The sequence below is a fragment of the Streptomyces sp. UW30 genome, from assembly GCF_008042075.1.
Lineage (GTDB): Bacteria > Actinomycetota > Actinomycetes > Streptomycetales > Streptomycetaceae > Streptomyces.
The window spans coordinates 131,041-145,913 of record NZ_RDBN01000005.1 but is presented as its reverse complement, the minus strand read 5'-3'; the positions used below and the strand labels follow the sequence as shown (position 1 = coordinate 145,913).

Here is a 14,873-nt window from a genome sequence, read left to right as displayed (position 1 = left end):
CGCCCCAGCGGCGCGTTCAGGACGAGGCGAACTCAGCCGAGCGGAAGCCCGTTCACCGGCAGCCCCTGGGTCGGAAGGGCCGTGGTGGGCAGCCCCTGCACCGGCAGCCCCTCGGTCGGCACCCCCTGCAGCGGCAGCCCGCCGAGCAGCCCGGCGACCACACCGGTCGGCCCACCGGCCACCGCCTGCTCGGCGGCCGGCTGCGCGGCGGACAGTCCGGCGCCGAGGGCCTCCTGCCCCTGGGCCAGCCCCGCACCCCCCTGCGCCAGTCCCGCACCGGCAGTGGGCGCCGCCTGCGAGAGGTTCTCGGCGGGGAGCGTCCGGGTGACGGTGTCGAGCGCCGAACCGGCGGCGTCCGGCGTGACCGGCGCGGCGTTCGCGGCACCGGCGCCCGCGGCGGCGAAGGCGGCACCGAGAGCGGCGACACCGAGGGTCTTGGCAGCAGACTGCTTCATGAAATGCGTCCTCGAAAATTGGTTACGGGGATGTAAGCGGTCCTCGACCGTAAACACGCCCCGCACCCGGCCGCAAACATCGAAATGCGGACGGATTGTGAATGCCGCCCGCATTCCGTGTGACCACAAGGCCCCAGGTCAGCCCTGCTCTTCTACAGAGTCGCTGGTAGACGCGGTCTGCCGGAACAGCCACTCGGACTTCAGTTCGGCATATCCGGGCTTGATGACGTCATTGATCATCGCGAGCCGTTCATCGAAAGGAATGAACGATGATTTCATCGCATTGACGGAGAACCACTGCATGTCATCGAGCGTGTATCCGAAAGCGTCGACAAGATGCTCGAACTCCCGGCTCATACTCGTATGTGACATCAGCCGGTTGTCGGTGTTCACGGTCGCCCGGAAGTGCAGCCGGCGCAGCAGCCCGATGGGATGGGCGGCATACGAATCGGCGGCGCCCGTCTGGAGGTTGGAGCTGGGGCACAGTTCCAAGGGGATGCGCTTGTCCCGTACGTACGAGGCGAGCCGCCCCAGCTTCACGGACCCGTCGGCATGCATCTGGATGTCGTCGATGATGCGCACCCCGTGCCCCAGCCGGTCGGCGCCGCACCACTGCAGGGCCTGCCAGATGGACGGCAGCCCGAAGGCCTCGCCGGCGTGGATGGTGAAGTGGTTGTTCTCGCGCTTGAGGTACTCGAAGGCGTCGAGGTGCCGGGTGGGCGGATGCCCGGCCTCGGCGCCCGCGATGTCGAAGCCGACGACGCCCAGGTCGCGGTAGCGGTTGGCGAGTTCGGCGATCTCCAGCGCGCGGGCGGCGTGCCGCATGGCGGTGAGGAGGGCGCCCACGCGGATGCGCTGGCCGTTCCGCCGCGCGATCTGCTCGCCCTCGCGAAAGCCCTCGTTCACGGCCTCGACGACCTCTTCGAGGCTGAGCCCGCCCTCGAGGTGCTGTTCGGGCGCGTAACGCACCTCGGCGTAGACGACGCCGTCCTCGGCGAGGTCCTCGGCACACTCGCGGGCGACCCGGACCAGGGCGTCGCGGGTCTGCATCACGCCGACGGTGTGGGAGAAGGTCTCCAGATACCGCTCCAGGGATCCGGAGTCGGCGGCGTCCCGGAACCAGACGCCGAGTTTGGCCGGGTCGGTCTCGGGGAGCTGGGAGTAGCCCGACTCGTGGGCCAGCTCGACGATCGTGCCGGGGCGCAGCCCGCCGTCGAGGTGATCGTGCAGCAGAACCTTCGGCGCCCGGCGGATCTGGTCCGAGCTCGGGGTGTTCGCCTTCTGGGCAGTCTCGCTCGTCATTTCCGCACCATAACGCCTACGCGCGTAGATCACCCGCTGAACACCCCATTTTCCTGGTTGTACGAATCCGTCGATACGTAACGGTGACCCCGAGGACGGGTGGCGTACACCGATGCTTCTGACACTGTTCTGTCATGGCACACCAAGCGACGCCGGTGCGCAGGGTCCGGCTGGGCAGGGCGATCGGGCCGGAGCCGACGGCGGTGAGCGGAGTGGTTCTCCTGCTTCCCGGAGGTGACGAGGTCTCACATCGCAAGCCGGCAACGTTGTTGGCGACCTCCTCTGTGCGGACACTGGGGCGCCGTCTGACGCGGGCGGGACGCGAGGACGGCCTGGCCACGCACGTCGTCCGCTACCGCTTCCGCGGTTGGAACGGCAACGCCGCGAACCTCGCGAGCGACGCGCTGTGGGCGGCCGACGAGGCCGTACGGCGCTATGGGGATGTCCCCGTGTGCCTCGTCGGGATGGACATGGGCGCCCGGGCGGCGCTGCGCGCCGGGGGCCACGACGCCGTCAACTCCGTGCTGGCGATCGCCCCTTGGCTGCCGGAGGAGGACATGGCGGCCGCACCCGAACCGGTGAAGCAGCTCGCGGGCCGGCACGTGCTGGTCGTGCACGGCACGAACGACGAGCGGACCGACCCCGAGCTGTCGTTCCGGCTGGCGGAGCGGGCGAAGAAGGCGAACCGGGACGTGTGCCGGTTCGAAGTGCACTCCGACCGGCACGCGTTGCATCAGCACCGGGCCGAAGTCCTCGCGCTGGCCGAGGACTTCGTCATGGGGGTGCTGTTCGGCAGGGCGTTCTCGCGGCCGGTGGCCGACGCGTTTGCGGCTCCGCCTCCCTTGGGACTTCGGATGCCGTTGGCTGCCGGGTTCGGGAAGTCGTTGCGGCGCTAGCCTCGTCGGGGGCGTCGGTTCGTCGGCGGGTGCGGCATCATCGCGGCTTCTCTCGCAGTTCCCCGCGCCTCTTGGGGCGTTGCCCTTCAGGTGGGCAGCAAGTTGCCCCTCCTCGACAGGAGGAACCTCTTGAAGGCCGCTACGGGCGGCGTGTCCGGGCGGTCCGCCAGCCACGCGACGCCGATCTCCCGTGCCGCCCTCGGGGCCGTCACCGTCAGTTCCACCACTCCTGGGCGGGGTACGGCCGGCGGAGGAAGGAGCGCAACCCCCAAGCCCGCCGCCACCAGGCCCCTCAGGGTCTCCGCCTCCTCCCCCTCGAAGGCGATGCGCGGTTTGAAGCCCGCCTCCTGGCACAGGTCGTCGGTGATCCTGCGCATGCCGTAGCCGGGTTCCAGCGTCACGAACGTCTCGTCGGCGGCCTCCACGAGACGGACGCGCTTGCGCGAGGCGAGGCGYTGATCGGCGGGCACGACCAGGCGGAGCTTCTGCTCGTCCAGTCGGCGGGCCACCAGGTCCGGGGCGTCCGGCACCGGGGACGTCAGACACAGGTCGAGCTCGCCGGACCGCAGCCGCTCGATCATCGCCTCGCCGTAGTTCTGGACGAGGCTGAAGCGGATACGGGGGTGGTCGGCGCGGAAGGCGTGGATCAGGCCGGGCACCGTCTCCGCGCCCATGGTGTGCAGGAAGCCGAAGGCGACCTTGCCGGTGGCCGGGTCGGCGTCGGCACGGACCTCTTCGGCGGCCCGCCCGATCTCGGCGAGGGCGCGCTCGACGGAGCCGAGGAAGGTGCGGCCGGCCGGGGTCAGGGAGACCGTACGGCCATGGCGGGCGAACAGGTCGACGCCCAGGTCCTGTTCGAGGCGGACCATGGCGCGCGAGAGCGTGGACTGCGGGACCTGCATCTCCTGCGCGGCGCGGGTGACGTGCTCGGTGCGGGCGACGCCGGCGAAGTACGCGAGGCGGGGCGCCAGCAACATCACCATGTCTTCTGTGTCACTGGATGGTGACAGACGGGCCCGTGACCTCTGCTGATGCTCCATGGGAACGATTATGGCGATTCCATGCATTGGACGGATCAGCGGGAGCGTCCGTAGCTTCGAAGCATGTCTCCCGCCAGTACCGAGGCGTCCATCACCGTGGGCGCCACACCCGCAGTCCCCGTCGTCGACTCCCGCATGGCCCCGGGCGGCCCCGGCTACCGCCGGATGAGCTTCGCCCTCTTCCTCGCCGGTGTCGCGACCTTCGCGCTCCTGTACTCCACACAGGCCCTGCTGCCGCTGATTTCGGGTGAGTTCGGGGTGGCGGCGAGCGAGGCGAGCTGGACGGTGGCGGCGGCCACCGGCGGTCTTGCGCTGTTCGTGCTGCCGATGAGCGCGCTGTCGGAGCGGTTCGGACGCCGTACGGTCATGACGGCGTCGCTGGCGGTCGCGGTGACCCTCGGACTGCTGGTCCCCTTCGCGCCGAACCTGACGGCCCTGGTCGTGCTGCGGGCGGTCCAGGGCGCGGCGCTGGCAGGACTGCCGGCGTCGGCGACGGCGTATCTGGCCGAGGAGGTCCGGCCGAGGGCGCTGATCACGGCGATCGGGCTGTTCGTCGCGGGCAACAGCGTCGGCGGGATGAGCGGCCGGGTGATCACCGGCTGGGTCGCGCAGGAGTGGGGCTGGCGGGTCGCGGTCGGTGTGATCGGCGTGATCGCGGTGGCGTGCGCGGTGGCCTTCCGGCTGCTGCTGCCCGCGCCGCGCCACTTCAAGCCGGGCTCGCTGCGCCCGCGCGTCCTGGCCCGCACGGTACGCGAGCACCTGGCGAACCCGCTGCTGTGCCGCCTGTACGCGATCGGCGCGCTGTTCATGACCGTGTTCGGCGGCGTGTACACGGTGATCGGCTACCGCCTGACTCAGGCGCCGTTCTCGCTGCCCCAGGGCATCGTCGGCTCGATCTTCCTGGTGTACCTGGTCGGCACGGTGTCGGCGTCCACGGCAGGCCGGCTGGTGGGCCGGCTGGGTCGCCGAGGCGCCCTCTACGCGGCGGGCGCGACCACGGCGGCAGGCCTGCTGCTGTCCCTGGCGGGCTCGCTCCCGATGGTCCTCCTCGGCCTGGTCCTGATCACCGGCGGCTTCTTCGCGGGCCACGCGGTGGCGTCCTCGGCGGTCAGCAAGACGGCCACCCGGGGCCGCGCCCAGGCCGCGGCGCTCTACCAGTCCGCGTACTACGTCGGCTCCAGCGCGGGCAGCACGGTCGGCGCGATCGCCTTCCACGCGGGCGGCTGGGCCGGCACGGTCGGGGTCGGCCTGCTTGCGGTGCTCGGCGTGGTGACGATCACCGTCCTCGGAACACGTGCGGCTCGGGCCCAGCAGCGGCTCGCTACGGCCTGAGCCGCACGTCCCCTTTCCCCCCGACCGGGGTCGGCCGGTCGGGGGGAACGGCTTTTGTACGCCTCTCACCTGGGTGTTCGTCCGCTCCGGGGGCCGTTGTCAGTGGGCTGCGGTAGCTTCCAAGTACTGGGCGCAAAGGCGCGAGACAGCACGGCCACAGGGGTGGGTGGACGATGAGCGACGGCACGGCGACAAAGACGACGGACCTCGATATCAGGCTGGAGAAACACCGCGTCGAACTGACCGGATACTGCTACCGCATGCTCGGCTCGTCCTTCGAGGCCGAGGACGCGGTGCAGGACACGATGGTGCGCGCCTGGCGGAGCTACGACAAGTTCGAGGGGCGTTCCAGTCTCCGCTCGTGGCTGTACCGCATCGCGACGAACGTGTGCCTGGACATGCTGACGGCCGGCAACAAGCGGGCCCGCCCGATGGACCTGACGGAGTCGACGCCGCTGGCCCAGGCGGCGCTCTCGCCCCGTCCGGACAACACCTGGCTGGAGCCGATGCCGGACAGCCGCGTGCTGCCGACCACCGAGGACCCGGCGGAGGCGGCGGTCGCCAAGGAGTCGGTGCGGCTCGCCTTCATGGCCGCCCTCCAGCAGCTGCCGCCCAAGCAGCGCGCGGTGCTGATCCTGCGCGAGGTGCTGGCCTGGCGGGCGAGCGAGGTCGCGGAGCTGCTCGACACGACGGTCGCATCGGTCAACAGCGCCCTCCAGCGGGCCCGCGCCACCCTCGCCGAGCAGCAGCAGCCGGGCGCCACGGCCACCGTCTCGGACCAGCTGGACGAGGAGCAGCAAAAGCTCCTGGACCGGTATGTCGCGGCCTTCGAGGGCTATGACATGACGGCACTGACGGCGCTGCTGCACGAGGACGCCATCATGACGATGCCGCCGTTCGACCTGTGGCTGACGGGCCACGACGACATCACCGGCTTCATGACGACGCTGGGCTCGGCCTGCGAGGGCTCACGGCTGCTGCCGGTCCAGGTGAACGGTCTGCCGGGCTTCGCCCAGTACAAGCCGGACCCCGAGGCGGGCGGCTACACACCGTGGGCGGTGCAGGTCCTGGAGATCTCAGACGGCCGGCTCACCGGGTTCCACTTCTTCCTCGACACCAAGCGCTGGTTCCCGCTGTTCGGGCTCCCGCTCCACCTCGAAGCGCAGGCCGACCAGGTCGAGGAGGGCGTGTAGCCCGGGATCGGGGTCACGCAGCCTGATCCGGCCCCCGGCCCGCCGCGCGGCGAGCTGGAGCCGCGCCAGCAGATCCACGACACCGAGCCCGGGCGGTCCCAGCCCACCCACATCGCACACCACGACTCTCGCCCCACCGGTCTCCAGCCGGGCCCGTACGTCGTCGCACAGCCCCGCCACCTCGTCTCGGGTGACGGGGCCGGCCAGCACGAGTACAGCGGGTGTCATGGCGTCCACGATCGGTAGACCGGGCGGGGGCGGATAACTCATCGCGGCCGGGGCCTCCCTTCCGACGCGCGCTGCCGCGCTTCCGTGCCTCGCGGGGTGTCCGCCGACCGAGATCACATTGACCCGGTCCCCTCCTTCCCAGGAGGGTTTGCTGTATGCCCCACGTATCGTCTCACCCCCGAATACCCTGCGGCCTGCACCCCGCCAAGGAGGTTCCGTGCAAGGGGTGTTGACGGGATTCGCGGTGATCGCAGTCGTCATCGCGGTGGGATATGCGATCGGCCGCCGCGGCTACCTCGGCGTCCACGGCCGCGAGGTCCTCACCAAGCTGGCCTTCCACGTGGCGTCCCCGGCCCTGCTGTTCACCACGCTGGCACAGACCGACCTCTCGGTGATCTTCTCCAGCCGCCTGCTGGTGACGGCACTGAGCACGGCCGCGGCGGCCGGGGTCTTCGTCGCGGTGGGTGTCGTACGGCACTGGGGCGTGGGCCGTACGACGATCGGCGCGCTGTGCTCCAGCTATGTGAACTCCGGCAACCTCGGCATCCCGATCGCGGTGTACGTCCTGGGCGACGCGTCCCTCGTGGCGCCGGTGCTGCTGTTCCAGCTGGTCGGGGTCACCCCGATCGCCCTGACGATCCTCGACCTGTCCGGCAGCGGGGCGAAGAAGGCCCCCCTGTGGCGCCGCCTGCTGACCCCGCTGCGCAACCCGATCGCGGTCGGCTCACTGGCGGGCGTGGCGGTGTCGGCGACGGGACTGCGCATCCCGGCCCCCGTCCTGGACCCCCTGACCCTGATCGGCGGCATGTCGGTCCCGGCGGTCCTGCTGGCCTTCGGCATCTCCCTGTGCGGCAGCACGATGCCCGGCCGGGGACCAGACCGTCACCCGGTGTTCCTCTCGGTCGCCCTGAAGTCCGTGGGCCAGCCGGCGGCGGCCTGGGCACTGGCGGCGGGCGTGTTCGGCCTGCGGGGCGCTCCGCTGCTGGACGTGGTGGTGACCTCGGCACTGCCGGCGGCCCAGAACCTGTACACCTACGCGTCGAGCTACCGCGTGGCCGAACGACTGGCCCGGGACTCGATCCTGCTGTCGACGGTGATCTCGGTGCCGGTGCTGGTGGTCGTCGCCGCGCTCCTCGGCTGAGCGGGCGAGAACCCCGAACACAACACGACGGGCCGGGACCCCGAAGGCCCCGGCCCGTCGCACGCTCACGCGTCTCAGGCGATTCGTTCCAGCACCACCGGCGACGCCGTGAAGTCCGTCCCCGCCGCGGCGATGTCGTAGGAGCCCTCCACCGACTGGAGCGCGTACTCGAAGCGCTCCGGGGTGTCGGTGTGCAGGGTCAGCAGGGGCTGGCCCTCGGTGACCGTGTCGCCCGGCTTGGCGTGCATCTCGACGCCCGCGCCCGCCTGCACCGGGTCCTCCTTGCGTGCGCGTCCGGCGCCCAGGCGCCAGGCGGCGACGCCGATGTCGTAGGCGTCGAGGCGGGTCAGGATGCCGGAGGAGGGGGCCTTGATGACGTGCTGCTCGCGCGCAACCGGCAGTTCCGCGTCCGGGTCGCCGCCCTGGGCCGCGATCATGCGCCGCCACACGTCCATCGCCGAGCCGTCGGCCAGGGCCTTCGCGGGGTCGGTGTCCTTCACCCCGGCGGCGTCCAGCATTTCGCGGGCGAGAGCGATGGTGAGCTCCACGACGTCCGCGGGGCCGCCGCCCGCCAGGACCTCCACCGACTCGCGGACCTCCAGCGCGTTGCCCGCCGTGAGGCCGAGCGGGGTGGACATGTCCGTGAGGAGCGCGACCGTCTTCACGCCGTGGTCGGTGCCGAGGCCGACCATCGTGGACGCCAGCTCACGGGCGTCCTCGATCGTCTTCATGAAGGCGCCCGTGCCGACCTTGACGTCCAGGACCAGCGAGCCCGTGCCCTCCGCGATCTTCTTCGACATGATCGAGGAAGCGATCAGCGGGATCGCCTCGACCGTGCCGGTGACGTCCCTGAGCGCGTACAGCTTCTTGTCCGCGGGGGCCAGGCCGTCGCCCGCCGCGCAGATCACCGCGCCGGTGGTGTCCAGGACGTTCAGCATCTGCTCGTTGGAGAGCAGGGCCCGCCATCCCGGGATCGACTCCAGCTTGTCCAGCGTGCCGCCGGTGTGGCCGAGGCCCCGGCCCGACAGCTGGGGCACGGCGGCACCGCACGCCGCCACCAGGGGCGCGAGCGGGAGGGTGATCTTGTCGCCGACTCCGCCCGTGGAGTGCTTGTCTGCCGTCGGGCGGGACAGCGACGAGAAGTCCATGCGCTCGCCGGAGGCGATCATCGCGGCCGTCCAGCGGGCGATCTCACGGCGGTTCATGCCGTTGAGCAGGATCGCCATGGCGAGCGCGGACATCTGCTCATCGGCGACCTCCCCGCGGGTGTACGCGTCGATGACCCAGTTGATCTGCTCGTCGCTGAGCTCACCGCGGTCCCGCTTGGTGCGGATGACGGAGATGGCGTCCATGGCCATGGCTTGGCTTCCTTCCGAGGGTTCCAGAAGCCGTACGGCCCCTCCGAGCCGGTCGCGTGAGCGACTCGGAGGGGCCGTACGGGAGTTACTTGCGTAGGTGGCCGGGCCCGAAGGCCTGGGGCAGCATCTCCGACAGCGGCAGGATGCCCGCCGGGGTCTCCAGCAGGAGCTCCGGGCCGCCGAACTCGAAGAGCAGCTGACGGCAGCGGCCGCACGGGACCAGCACATCGCCCTGGCCGTCCACGCACGTGAAGTGCGTCAGCCGGCCGCCCCCGGTGTTGTGCAGCTCCGAGACCAGCCCGCACTCGGCACAGAGGGCAAGGCCGTACGAGGCGTTCTCGACGTTGCACCCGGTGATCGTGCGGCCGTCGTCGACCAGGGCCGCGACCCCGACCGGGAAGCCGGAGTACGGGGCGTAGGCCCGGGACATGGCGTCCAGCGCCGCGGCGCGCAGCTTGTCCCAGTCGACGTCGTGGGCGGCGGGCGCCATCACTTGCCCTGGCCCTTCCGGTACGGCAGGCCGTCCGCCTTCGGCATCCGCAGGCGTTGCGCGGACAGCGTGAGAACGACGAGCGTGACGACGTACGGCGTGGCGGAGACGACCTGGTTGGGCACCTCGTTGGTGGTGGCGTACCAGGTGTACACCAGGGCGCCGACCACCGCGGTGATCATCGACGGGGCGTACTTCTTGCGGACCACCATCCAGATGGCGCCGATGATCAGCAGGAGCGCGCCGAGCAGCAGCAGGGCGTGGACGTTCGTGGAGCCGCCGCGCAGGTTGAGGCTGTCGGTGTAGCCGAACAGGCCCGCGCCCAGGGCGAGGCCGCCCGGCATCCAGTTACCGAAGATCATCGCGGCGAGACCGATGTAACCGCGGCCGCTGACCTGGCCCTCCAGGTAGAAGGGGTTGGCCACGAGGGAGAGGAAGGCGCCACCGAGACCGGCCAGGCCGCCGGAGATGATCACGGCGATGTACTTGTACTTGTAGACGTTCACACCGAGGGACTCGGCCGCGACCGGGTTCTCACCGCAGGAGCGCAGGCGCAGACCGAAGGCGGTGCGCCACAGGATCCACCAGGTGCCCGGGATCAGCGCCACGGCGATCAGGGTCAGCCAGGAGACGTTGGTGACCAGACCGCCGAGCAGACCGGCGATGTCCGAGATGAAGAACCAGCCCTGGTTGTTGAGGTCCCGCAGCCCGTCGGACAGGCCCGGGATCGTGAAGTGGCCGAGCGAGTCGACCGCCGGGGACTGCTTGGCGGAGCCGCCCGCGTGACCCACGAAGGCGAGGGGCGCGAGATAGCGGGTGATGCCGAGGGCGAGGATGTTGATCGCCACACCGGAGACGATGTGGTTGACCCTGAAGGTGACGGTGGCGATGGCGTGCAGGATGCCGCCGATGCAGCCGCCGATGATGCCGACGACGACACCGGTCCACGGGCCCCACTGGAAGCCGGCCCAGGCACCGAACCAGGTGCCGAAGATCATCATGCCTTCGAGGCCGATGTTGACGACGCCCGCCCGCTCGGCCCACAGACCGCCGAGACCGGCGAGGCCGATCGGCACGGCGAGCTGGAGCGCGGTGGACATCTGGCTGACGTTGGTGATGCCGTCGGCGCCGGTGATGATGCGCACGATCGAGGTCAGCGCCAGGGCTCCGGCGATGACCAGCAGCAGGACTTGCCACGACAGGCGGCGGCCGGTGGGTGCGGCGGGCTGCAGCGTGGGCTGGTTGACATCAACCGCTGAGGTCTGCGGGGCGCTCATCGGCCAGCCACCTCCTTCGTGTTGTTGGCGCCGAGGACGTGACCGGCAGCCAGTTCGGCGCCGACCCGGCGCTGCTGACGGCGCAGGCCCCACTCACGGACGGCCTCGTAGGAGACGACGACGGAGAGCACGATCAGGCCCTGCATGATGACCGCGATCTCCTTGTCGTAGCCGTGGAAGTCCAGCTCGGGCGAGGCCTTGTCGAGCCAGGCCCACAGCAGGGCGGCGAACGCGATGCCGACGGGGCTGTTGCGGCCGAGCAGGGCGATGCCGATGCCGAGGAAGCCGATGCCGGTGGGGAAGTTCAGGCTGTACGTGTGGGTGTCGCCGAGCAGGATCGGCAGACCGGCCATGCCCGCGATACCGCCGGAGAGCAGCATGGCGGTGAGCACCATGCGCTTGGGGTCGACACCGCTGGCCGCGGCGGCCGTCTCCGAGGCGCCGGAGGCGCGCAGGTCGAAGCCGAAGCGGGTGCGGTTGAGGGTGACCCAGTAGGCGATGCCGAGCACGACTGCGAGGAAGACCAGGCCGTAGATCTCGCCGGCGTCGCCCATGCCGATGCCGGGGATCCAGCCGGACTCGTGCATCTCGCCGGTGGTGTTGTTGTTGCCGACCTTGACGCCGAAGACGCTCGGCAGCCACAGGTAGCCGATGACGGAGGTGGCGATCGCGTTGAGCATGATCGTCGCGACGACCTCGCTGACGCCGCGGGTGACCTTGAGGACACCGGCGATGCCGGCCCAGAAGGCGCCGGTGCAGACCGCGGTGAGGATCAGCAGCGGGACCTGGAGGGCGGCCGGCAGGTTGGCGTGGGCGCCGACGATCGCGGCCATCATGGCGGCGAGCTGGTACTGGCCGTCGACGCCGATGTTGAACAGGTTCATCCGGAAGCCGATGGCCACCGCCAGGGCCGCGATGTAGTACATCGAGGCCTGGTTGATGATCAGGACCTGGATGTCCGAGAAGCCGAGCTGCTCGAACATCAGGGCGTACGGCTCGACCGGGCTCTTGCCCGAGGCGAGCAGCACGATCGCGCTGAGCACGAAGGCCACGGCGAGCGCGATGACCGGTCCGGCCACCGCGAGGAGCACGCGCTCCTTGTCGAACTTCTTCATCAGCGGGCCTCGTCTTCGCCGGACTCGGGGGACTTGCTCAGGTCGGGAGTCTGGGAGGTCGTGTCGTCTTCGTCGTCGTGCTCGAGGTGCCCGGTAGCGGCACCCGTCATCGCCGAGCCCAGTTCTTCCGGCGTGACGGTGGCCGGGTCGGCGTCCGCGACCAGCTTGCCGTTGTAGATCACGCGGAGGGTGTCGGACAGGCCGATCAGCTCGTCCAGGTCGGCGGAGATCAGCAGCACGGCGAGGCCCTCGCGGCGGGCCTCGCGGATGTGGTCCCAGATCGCGGCCTGCGCGCCGACGTCCACACCGCGGGTGGGGTGCGCGGCGATCAGGAAACGCGGCTTGGAGCTCATCTCGCGGCCGACGATCAGCTTCTGCTGGTTGCCGCCGGACAGGGAGGCGGCGGTGACGTCGATGCCGGGCGTGCGGACGTCGTACGCCTCGACGATGCGGCGGGTGTCGTCCTGCGCGGCCTTCGGGTGCAGCCATACGCCCTTGGCGTTGGGCTTCTCGGTGACGTGGCCGAGGATGCGGTTCTCCCAGAGGGGGGCTTCCAGGAGCAGGCCGTGCCGGTGGCGGTCCTCGGGGATGTAGCCGATGCCCTGCTCGCGGCGCTTGCGGGTGGTCCAGCCGGTCATCTCCTCGTCGGCGAGGGTGATCGTGCCGGAGTCGGCGCCCTTGAGGCCGATGAGCGCGTCGACCAGTTCGGTCTGGCCGTTGCCCTCGACGCCGGCGATGCCCAGGATCTCGCCCTCGTGGATGGTGAAGGTGATGTCGTCCAGCAGGGCCTTGCCGCCGGCCGCCTCCAGGCGCAGCTTGTCGACGGTGATGACCGGGCGGTCGGTGACCGTGGATTCGGCCGTCTCGGGCGTGGGCAGCTCGCTGCCGACCATCATCTCGGCGAGCTGCTTCGGAGTGGTCTCGGCGGGGACGGCCGTGCCCACCGTCGTACCGCGGCGGATCACGGTGATCTCGTCGGCGACGGAGAGCACCTCGCCCAGCTTGTGGGAGATGAAGATGACCGACAGGCCCTCGGCCTTCAGCTCGCGCAGGTTGTCGAAGAGCGCGTCGACCTCCTGCGGCACCAGGACGGCCGTCGGCTCGTCGAGGATCAGCGTGGTGGCGCCGCGGTAGAGGACCTTGAGGATCTCCACGCGCTGGCGGGCGGCGACACCGAGCTCCTCGACCAGGCGGTCGGGCTCGACGCCGAGGCCGTAGCGCTCGGAGATCTCCTTGATCTTGCGGCGGGCCTTGGCGCCGATGCCGTAGAGCTTCTCGCTGCCCAGGACCACGTTCTCGAGGACGGTGAGGTTGTCCGCGAGCATGAAGTGCTGGTGGACCATGCCGATGCCGCGGACGATGGCGTCGGCCGGCGACGAGAAGGTGACCTGCCGGCCGTCGATCGCGATGGTGCCCTCGTCCGGCTTCTGCATGCCGTAGAGGATCTTCATCAGCGTCGACTTGCCGGCGCCGTTCTCGCCGACGAGGGCGTGGACAGTGCCCTTGCGGACGGTGAGGTGGATGTCGTGGTTGGCCACGACGCCCGGGAATCGCTTGGTGATCCCGGCGAGCTCGACGGCGGTCACCTGACCGTTGACCGCCGCGTCGGCCGGAGGGCTGCTGGACGCGTTGATGGCGCACTCTCCTGGGGACGGGGGTCGTCTACGCGCGTAGCGCCCCTATGGCCTGATAAGGGGCCGACGCACCTCGACAACGGGGTACGGGGAGAAGTCTCCCCGTACCCCGTTGAGCGGACGTAACCCCTTGGTTACCGCTGCTCAGGGTCTTGCTTCGTCAGCTGGTCGCGACCTTGATCTCGCCGCTGACGATCTTCTCCTTGGCCGTCTTGATGGCTTCCTGGAGCTCGGCATTGTCCGCGAACTTCGGGTTGGAGTTCGACAGGCTCACCTCGCCGGTCTTCAGATCGCCACGAACGATACCGGTCCCGGGCTTACCGTCCTTGACCGACTTCGCAAGGCTGTGGACCGCCTTGGCGACGTCCTTCATCGCCGAGGTCAGGATGTAGTCCTTGTACTTGGCGAGGGCTTCCTGGTTGTACTGGTCGGAGTCGACACCGATCGCCCACACCTTGTTGGCGGCGGCGGCCTCGATGACGCCCTGGCCGGACAGACCGGCGGCGGCGTAGACGACGTCGGCCTTCTTCTCGATCTGGCCCTCGGCGGCCGTCTTGCCCTTGTCCGGGCTGGAGAAGCCACCCTCCTCCGCGGTCTGCGTGAGGTACTGGGTGAGGACCTTGGCCTGCGGGTTGGTGTCCTTGACGCCCTGCTCGAAGCCGGCCTGGAACTTGTGGATCAGCGGGATGTCCACACCGCCCACGAAGCCGACCGTGTTCGTCTTGGTGCTCTTGGCCGCGGCGACACCGGCGAGGTACGAGGCCTGCTCCTCGGAGAAGACCAGGTCGGCCACGTTCTTCGACTCGACCGTGGAGTCGTCCACGATGCCGAAGGTGGTGTCGGGGAACTTCTCCGCGGCACCCTTCACGGCGGCGGCGTACGCGTAGCCGACACCGATGACCGGGTTGTAGCCCTGCTTGGCCAGCGACGCCAGTCGCTGCTCCTTGTCGGCGTCCGTCTCGCCCTCGGTGGGCTCGACATCGGCCGTGTCGTACCCGAACTCCTTCTTCGCCTGCTCCAGGCCCGCGTAGGCCGCGTCATTGAAGGACTGGTCGCCCTTGCCGCCGACGTCGTACGCGATGGCGAGGCCCTTGTTGCCGCCCTTCGACTCCGAGGAGGCCGAGGTCGAGGTGCCGCCACAGGCGGAGAGCGCGAGGGCCAGAGAGGCGGTCGCTGCGCCTGCGACCGTGATCCGGGAAATCCGGCGCATGTGTTGAGACTCCTGTCGTAACAGCGCCGGACGGTACAGCTCGGGTCAGCTTCACAGCAACGGCGCTGGCTTTCGCCGCAGATTAACGCGCGTAGACCAGCCTGAAAACCCCTTCTGTCCACCTTGTTATGCGGCCGTGCCCAACTCCACGCGAGGACTTGACCAAGGGCTTGCCGACAGCAAAGGGCGGATGGCAGTGGGT

General features: G+C 70.0%; 14 protein-coding genes. 4 read left to right on the top strand and 10 right to left on the bottom strand.

The features are described 5' to 3' along the window. Window positions 1-32 precede the first annotated feature (32 nt). The gene (locus EAO75_RS02265) at window positions 33-455 is read right to left on the bottom strand and encodes an ATP-binding protein (RefSeq protein ID WP_147993327.1); all 423 of its coding nucleotides are present in this window, start codon (window positions 453-455) and stop codon (window positions 33-35) included. Window positions 456-593: 138 nt separating this feature from the next. Next, the gene (locus EAO75_RS02260) at window positions 594-1,757 is read right to left on the bottom strand and encodes an adenosine deaminase (RefSeq protein WP_147993326.1); all 1,164 of its coding nucleotides are present in this window, start codon (window positions 1,755-1,757) and stop codon (window positions 594-596) included. Window positions 1,758-1,891: 134 nt separating this feature from the next. On the opposite strand from EAO75_RS02260, the gene EAO75_RS02255 reads away from it, so the two are divergent. Then, the gene (locus EAO75_RS02255) at window positions 1,892-2,653 is read left to right on the top strand and encodes an alpha/beta hydrolase (protein ID WP_147993325.1); all 762 of its coding nucleotides are present in this window, start codon (window positions 1,892-1,894) and stop codon (window positions 2,651-2,653) included. Between the two features lie 86 nt (window positions 2,654-2,739). Here the strand turns inward: EAO75_RS02255 and EAO75_RS02250 are convergent, their stop codons facing one another. Further along, window positions 2,740-3,693 carry a LysR family transcriptional regulator gene (locus tag EAO75_RS02250; RefSeq protein WP_147993324.1) on the bottom strand — a complete coding sequence of 318 codons (954 nt, stop codon included), beginning with the start codon at window positions 3,691-3,693 and terminating at the stop codon, window positions 2,740-2,742. Window positions 3,694-3,756: 63 nt separating this feature from the next. Between EAO75_RS02250 and EAO75_RS02245 the strand changes: the two genes are divergently transcribed. After that, the gene (locus EAO75_RS02245) at window positions 3,757-5,025 is read left to right on the top strand and encodes an MFS transporter (RefSeq protein WP_147993323.1); all 1,269 of its coding nucleotides are present in this window, start codon (window positions 3,757-3,759) and stop codon (window positions 5,023-5,025) included. A 173-nt stretch (window positions 5,026-5,198) separates the two neighbouring features. Next, window positions 5,199-6,218: a sigma-70 family RNA polymerase sigma factor gene (locus EAO75_RS02240; RefSeq protein WP_147993322.1), complete on the top strand. Its 1,020-nt coding sequence runs from the start codon at window positions 5,199-5,201 to the stop codon at window positions 6,216-6,218. On the opposite strand, the gene EAO75_RS02235 is transcribed toward EAO75_RS02240, so the two are convergent. Continuing rightward, complete coding sequence (locus EAO75_RS02235) at window positions 6,102-6,488, bottom strand: STAS domain-containing protein (protein ID WP_147993321.1); 387 nt, start codon at window positions 6,486-6,488, stop codon at window positions 6,102-6,104. The genes EAO75_RS02240 and EAO75_RS02235 overlap by 117 nt on opposite strands. A 175-nt stretch (window positions 6,489-6,663) precedes the next feature. Between EAO75_RS02235 and EAO75_RS02230 the strand changes: the two genes are divergently transcribed. Beyond that, on the top strand, window positions 6,664-7,587 hold the full coding sequence (locus EAO75_RS02230; RefSeq protein WP_147993320.1) for an AEC family transporter: 924 nt from the start codon (window positions 6,664-6,666) through the stop codon (window positions 7,585-7,587). A gap of 74 nt (window positions 7,588-7,661) precedes the next feature. Here EAO75_RS02230 and EAO75_RS02225 read toward each other — a convergent pair whose 3' ends face one another. The 6 genes from EAO75_RS02225 to EAO75_RS02200 all read right to left on the bottom strand — a co-directional run bounded on the left by EAO75_RS02225 (window position 7,662) and on the right by EAO75_RS02200 (window position 14,671). Further along, window positions 7,662-8,939 carry a thymidine phosphorylase gene (locus EAO75_RS02225; protein WP_187284331.1) on the bottom strand — a complete coding sequence of 426 codons (1,278 nt, stop codon included), beginning with the start codon at window positions 8,937-8,939 and terminating at the stop codon, window positions 7,662-7,664. Window positions 8,940-9,030: 91 nt separating this feature from the next. Further along, on the bottom strand, window positions 9,031-9,435 hold the full coding sequence (locus EAO75_RS02220) for a cytidine deaminase (RefSeq protein WP_147993318.1): 405 nt from the start codon (window positions 9,433-9,435) through the stop codon (window positions 9,031-9,033). Beyond that, window positions 9,435-10,712 carry an ABC transporter permease gene (locus tag EAO75_RS02215; RefSeq protein ID WP_147993317.1) on the bottom strand — a complete coding sequence of 426 codons (1,278 nt, stop codon included), beginning with the start codon at window positions 10,710-10,712 and terminating at the stop codon, window positions 9,435-9,437. Before EAO75_RS02215 ends, EAO75_RS02220 begins: the two co-directional genes overlap by 1 nt. Then, the gene (locus EAO75_RS02210) at window positions 10,709-11,827 is read right to left on the bottom strand and encodes an ABC transporter permease (protein ID WP_147993316.1); all 1,119 of its coding nucleotides are present in this window, start codon (window positions 11,825-11,827) and stop codon (window positions 10,709-10,711) included. Before EAO75_RS02210 ends, EAO75_RS02215 begins: the two co-directional genes overlap by 4 nt. Then, the gene (locus tag EAO75_RS02205) at window positions 11,827-13,413 is read right to left on the bottom strand and encodes an ABC transporter ATP-binding protein (RefSeq protein ID WP_147993315.1); all 1,587 of its coding nucleotides are present in this window, start codon (window positions 13,411-13,413) and stop codon (window positions 11,827-11,829) included. Before EAO75_RS02205 ends, EAO75_RS02210 begins: the two co-directional genes overlap by 1 nt. Window positions 13,414-13,621: 208 nt before the next feature. Beyond that, a complete protein-coding gene (locus EAO75_RS02200) occupies window positions 13,622-14,671 on the bottom strand; it encodes a BMP family protein (protein ID WP_147993314.1) in 1,050 nt (349 codons plus the stop codon). Between the last annotated feature and the right edge of the window lie 202 nt (window positions 14,672-14,873).

Bases quoted from the DNA above. Each gene is read 5' to 3' on its own strand.
- EAO75_RS02255 (WP_147993325.1), top strand. From the start codon at position 1,892: ATGGCACACCAAGCGACGCCGGTGCGCAGGGTCCGGCTGGGCAGGGCG.
- EAO75_RS02240 (WP_147993322.1), top strand. From the start codon at position 5,199: ATGAGCGACGGCACGGCGACAAAGACGACGGACCTCGATATCAGGCTG.
- EAO75_RS02245 (WP_147993323.1), top strand. From the start codon at position 3,757: ATGTCTCCCGCCAGTACCGAGGCGTCCATCACCGTGGGCGCCACACCC.
- EAO75_RS02265 (WP_147993327.1), bottom strand. From the start codon at position 455: ATGAAGCAGTCTGCTGCCAAGACCCTCGGTGTCGCCGCTCTCGGTGCC.
- EAO75_RS02235 (WP_147993321.1), bottom strand. From the start codon at position 6,488: ATGAGTTATCCGCCCCCGCCCGGTCTACCGATCGTGGACGCCATGACA.
- EAO75_RS02220 (WP_147993318.1), bottom strand. From the start codon at position 9,435: ATGGCGCCCGCCGCCCACGACGTCGACTGGGACAAGCTGCGCGCCGCG.
- EAO75_RS02225 (WP_187284331.1), bottom strand. From the start codon at position 8,939: ATGGACGCCATCTCCGTCATCCGCACCAAGCGGGACCGCGGTGAGCTC.
- EAO75_RS02210 (WP_147993316.1), bottom strand. From the start codon at position 11,827: ATGAAGAAGTTCGACAAGGAGCGCGTGCTCCTCGCGGTGGCCGGACCG.
- EAO75_RS02260 (WP_147993326.1), bottom strand. From the start codon at position 1,757: ATGACGAGCGAGACTGCCCAGAAGGCGAACACCCCGAGCTCGGACCAG.
- EAO75_RS02200 (WP_147993314.1), bottom strand. From the start codon at position 14,671: ATGCGCCGGATTTCCCGGATCACGGTCGCAGGCGCAGCGACCGCCTCT.
- EAO75_RS02215 (WP_147993317.1), bottom strand. From the start codon at position 10,712: ATGAGCGCCCCGCAGACCTCAGCGGTTGATGTCAACCAGCCCACGCTG.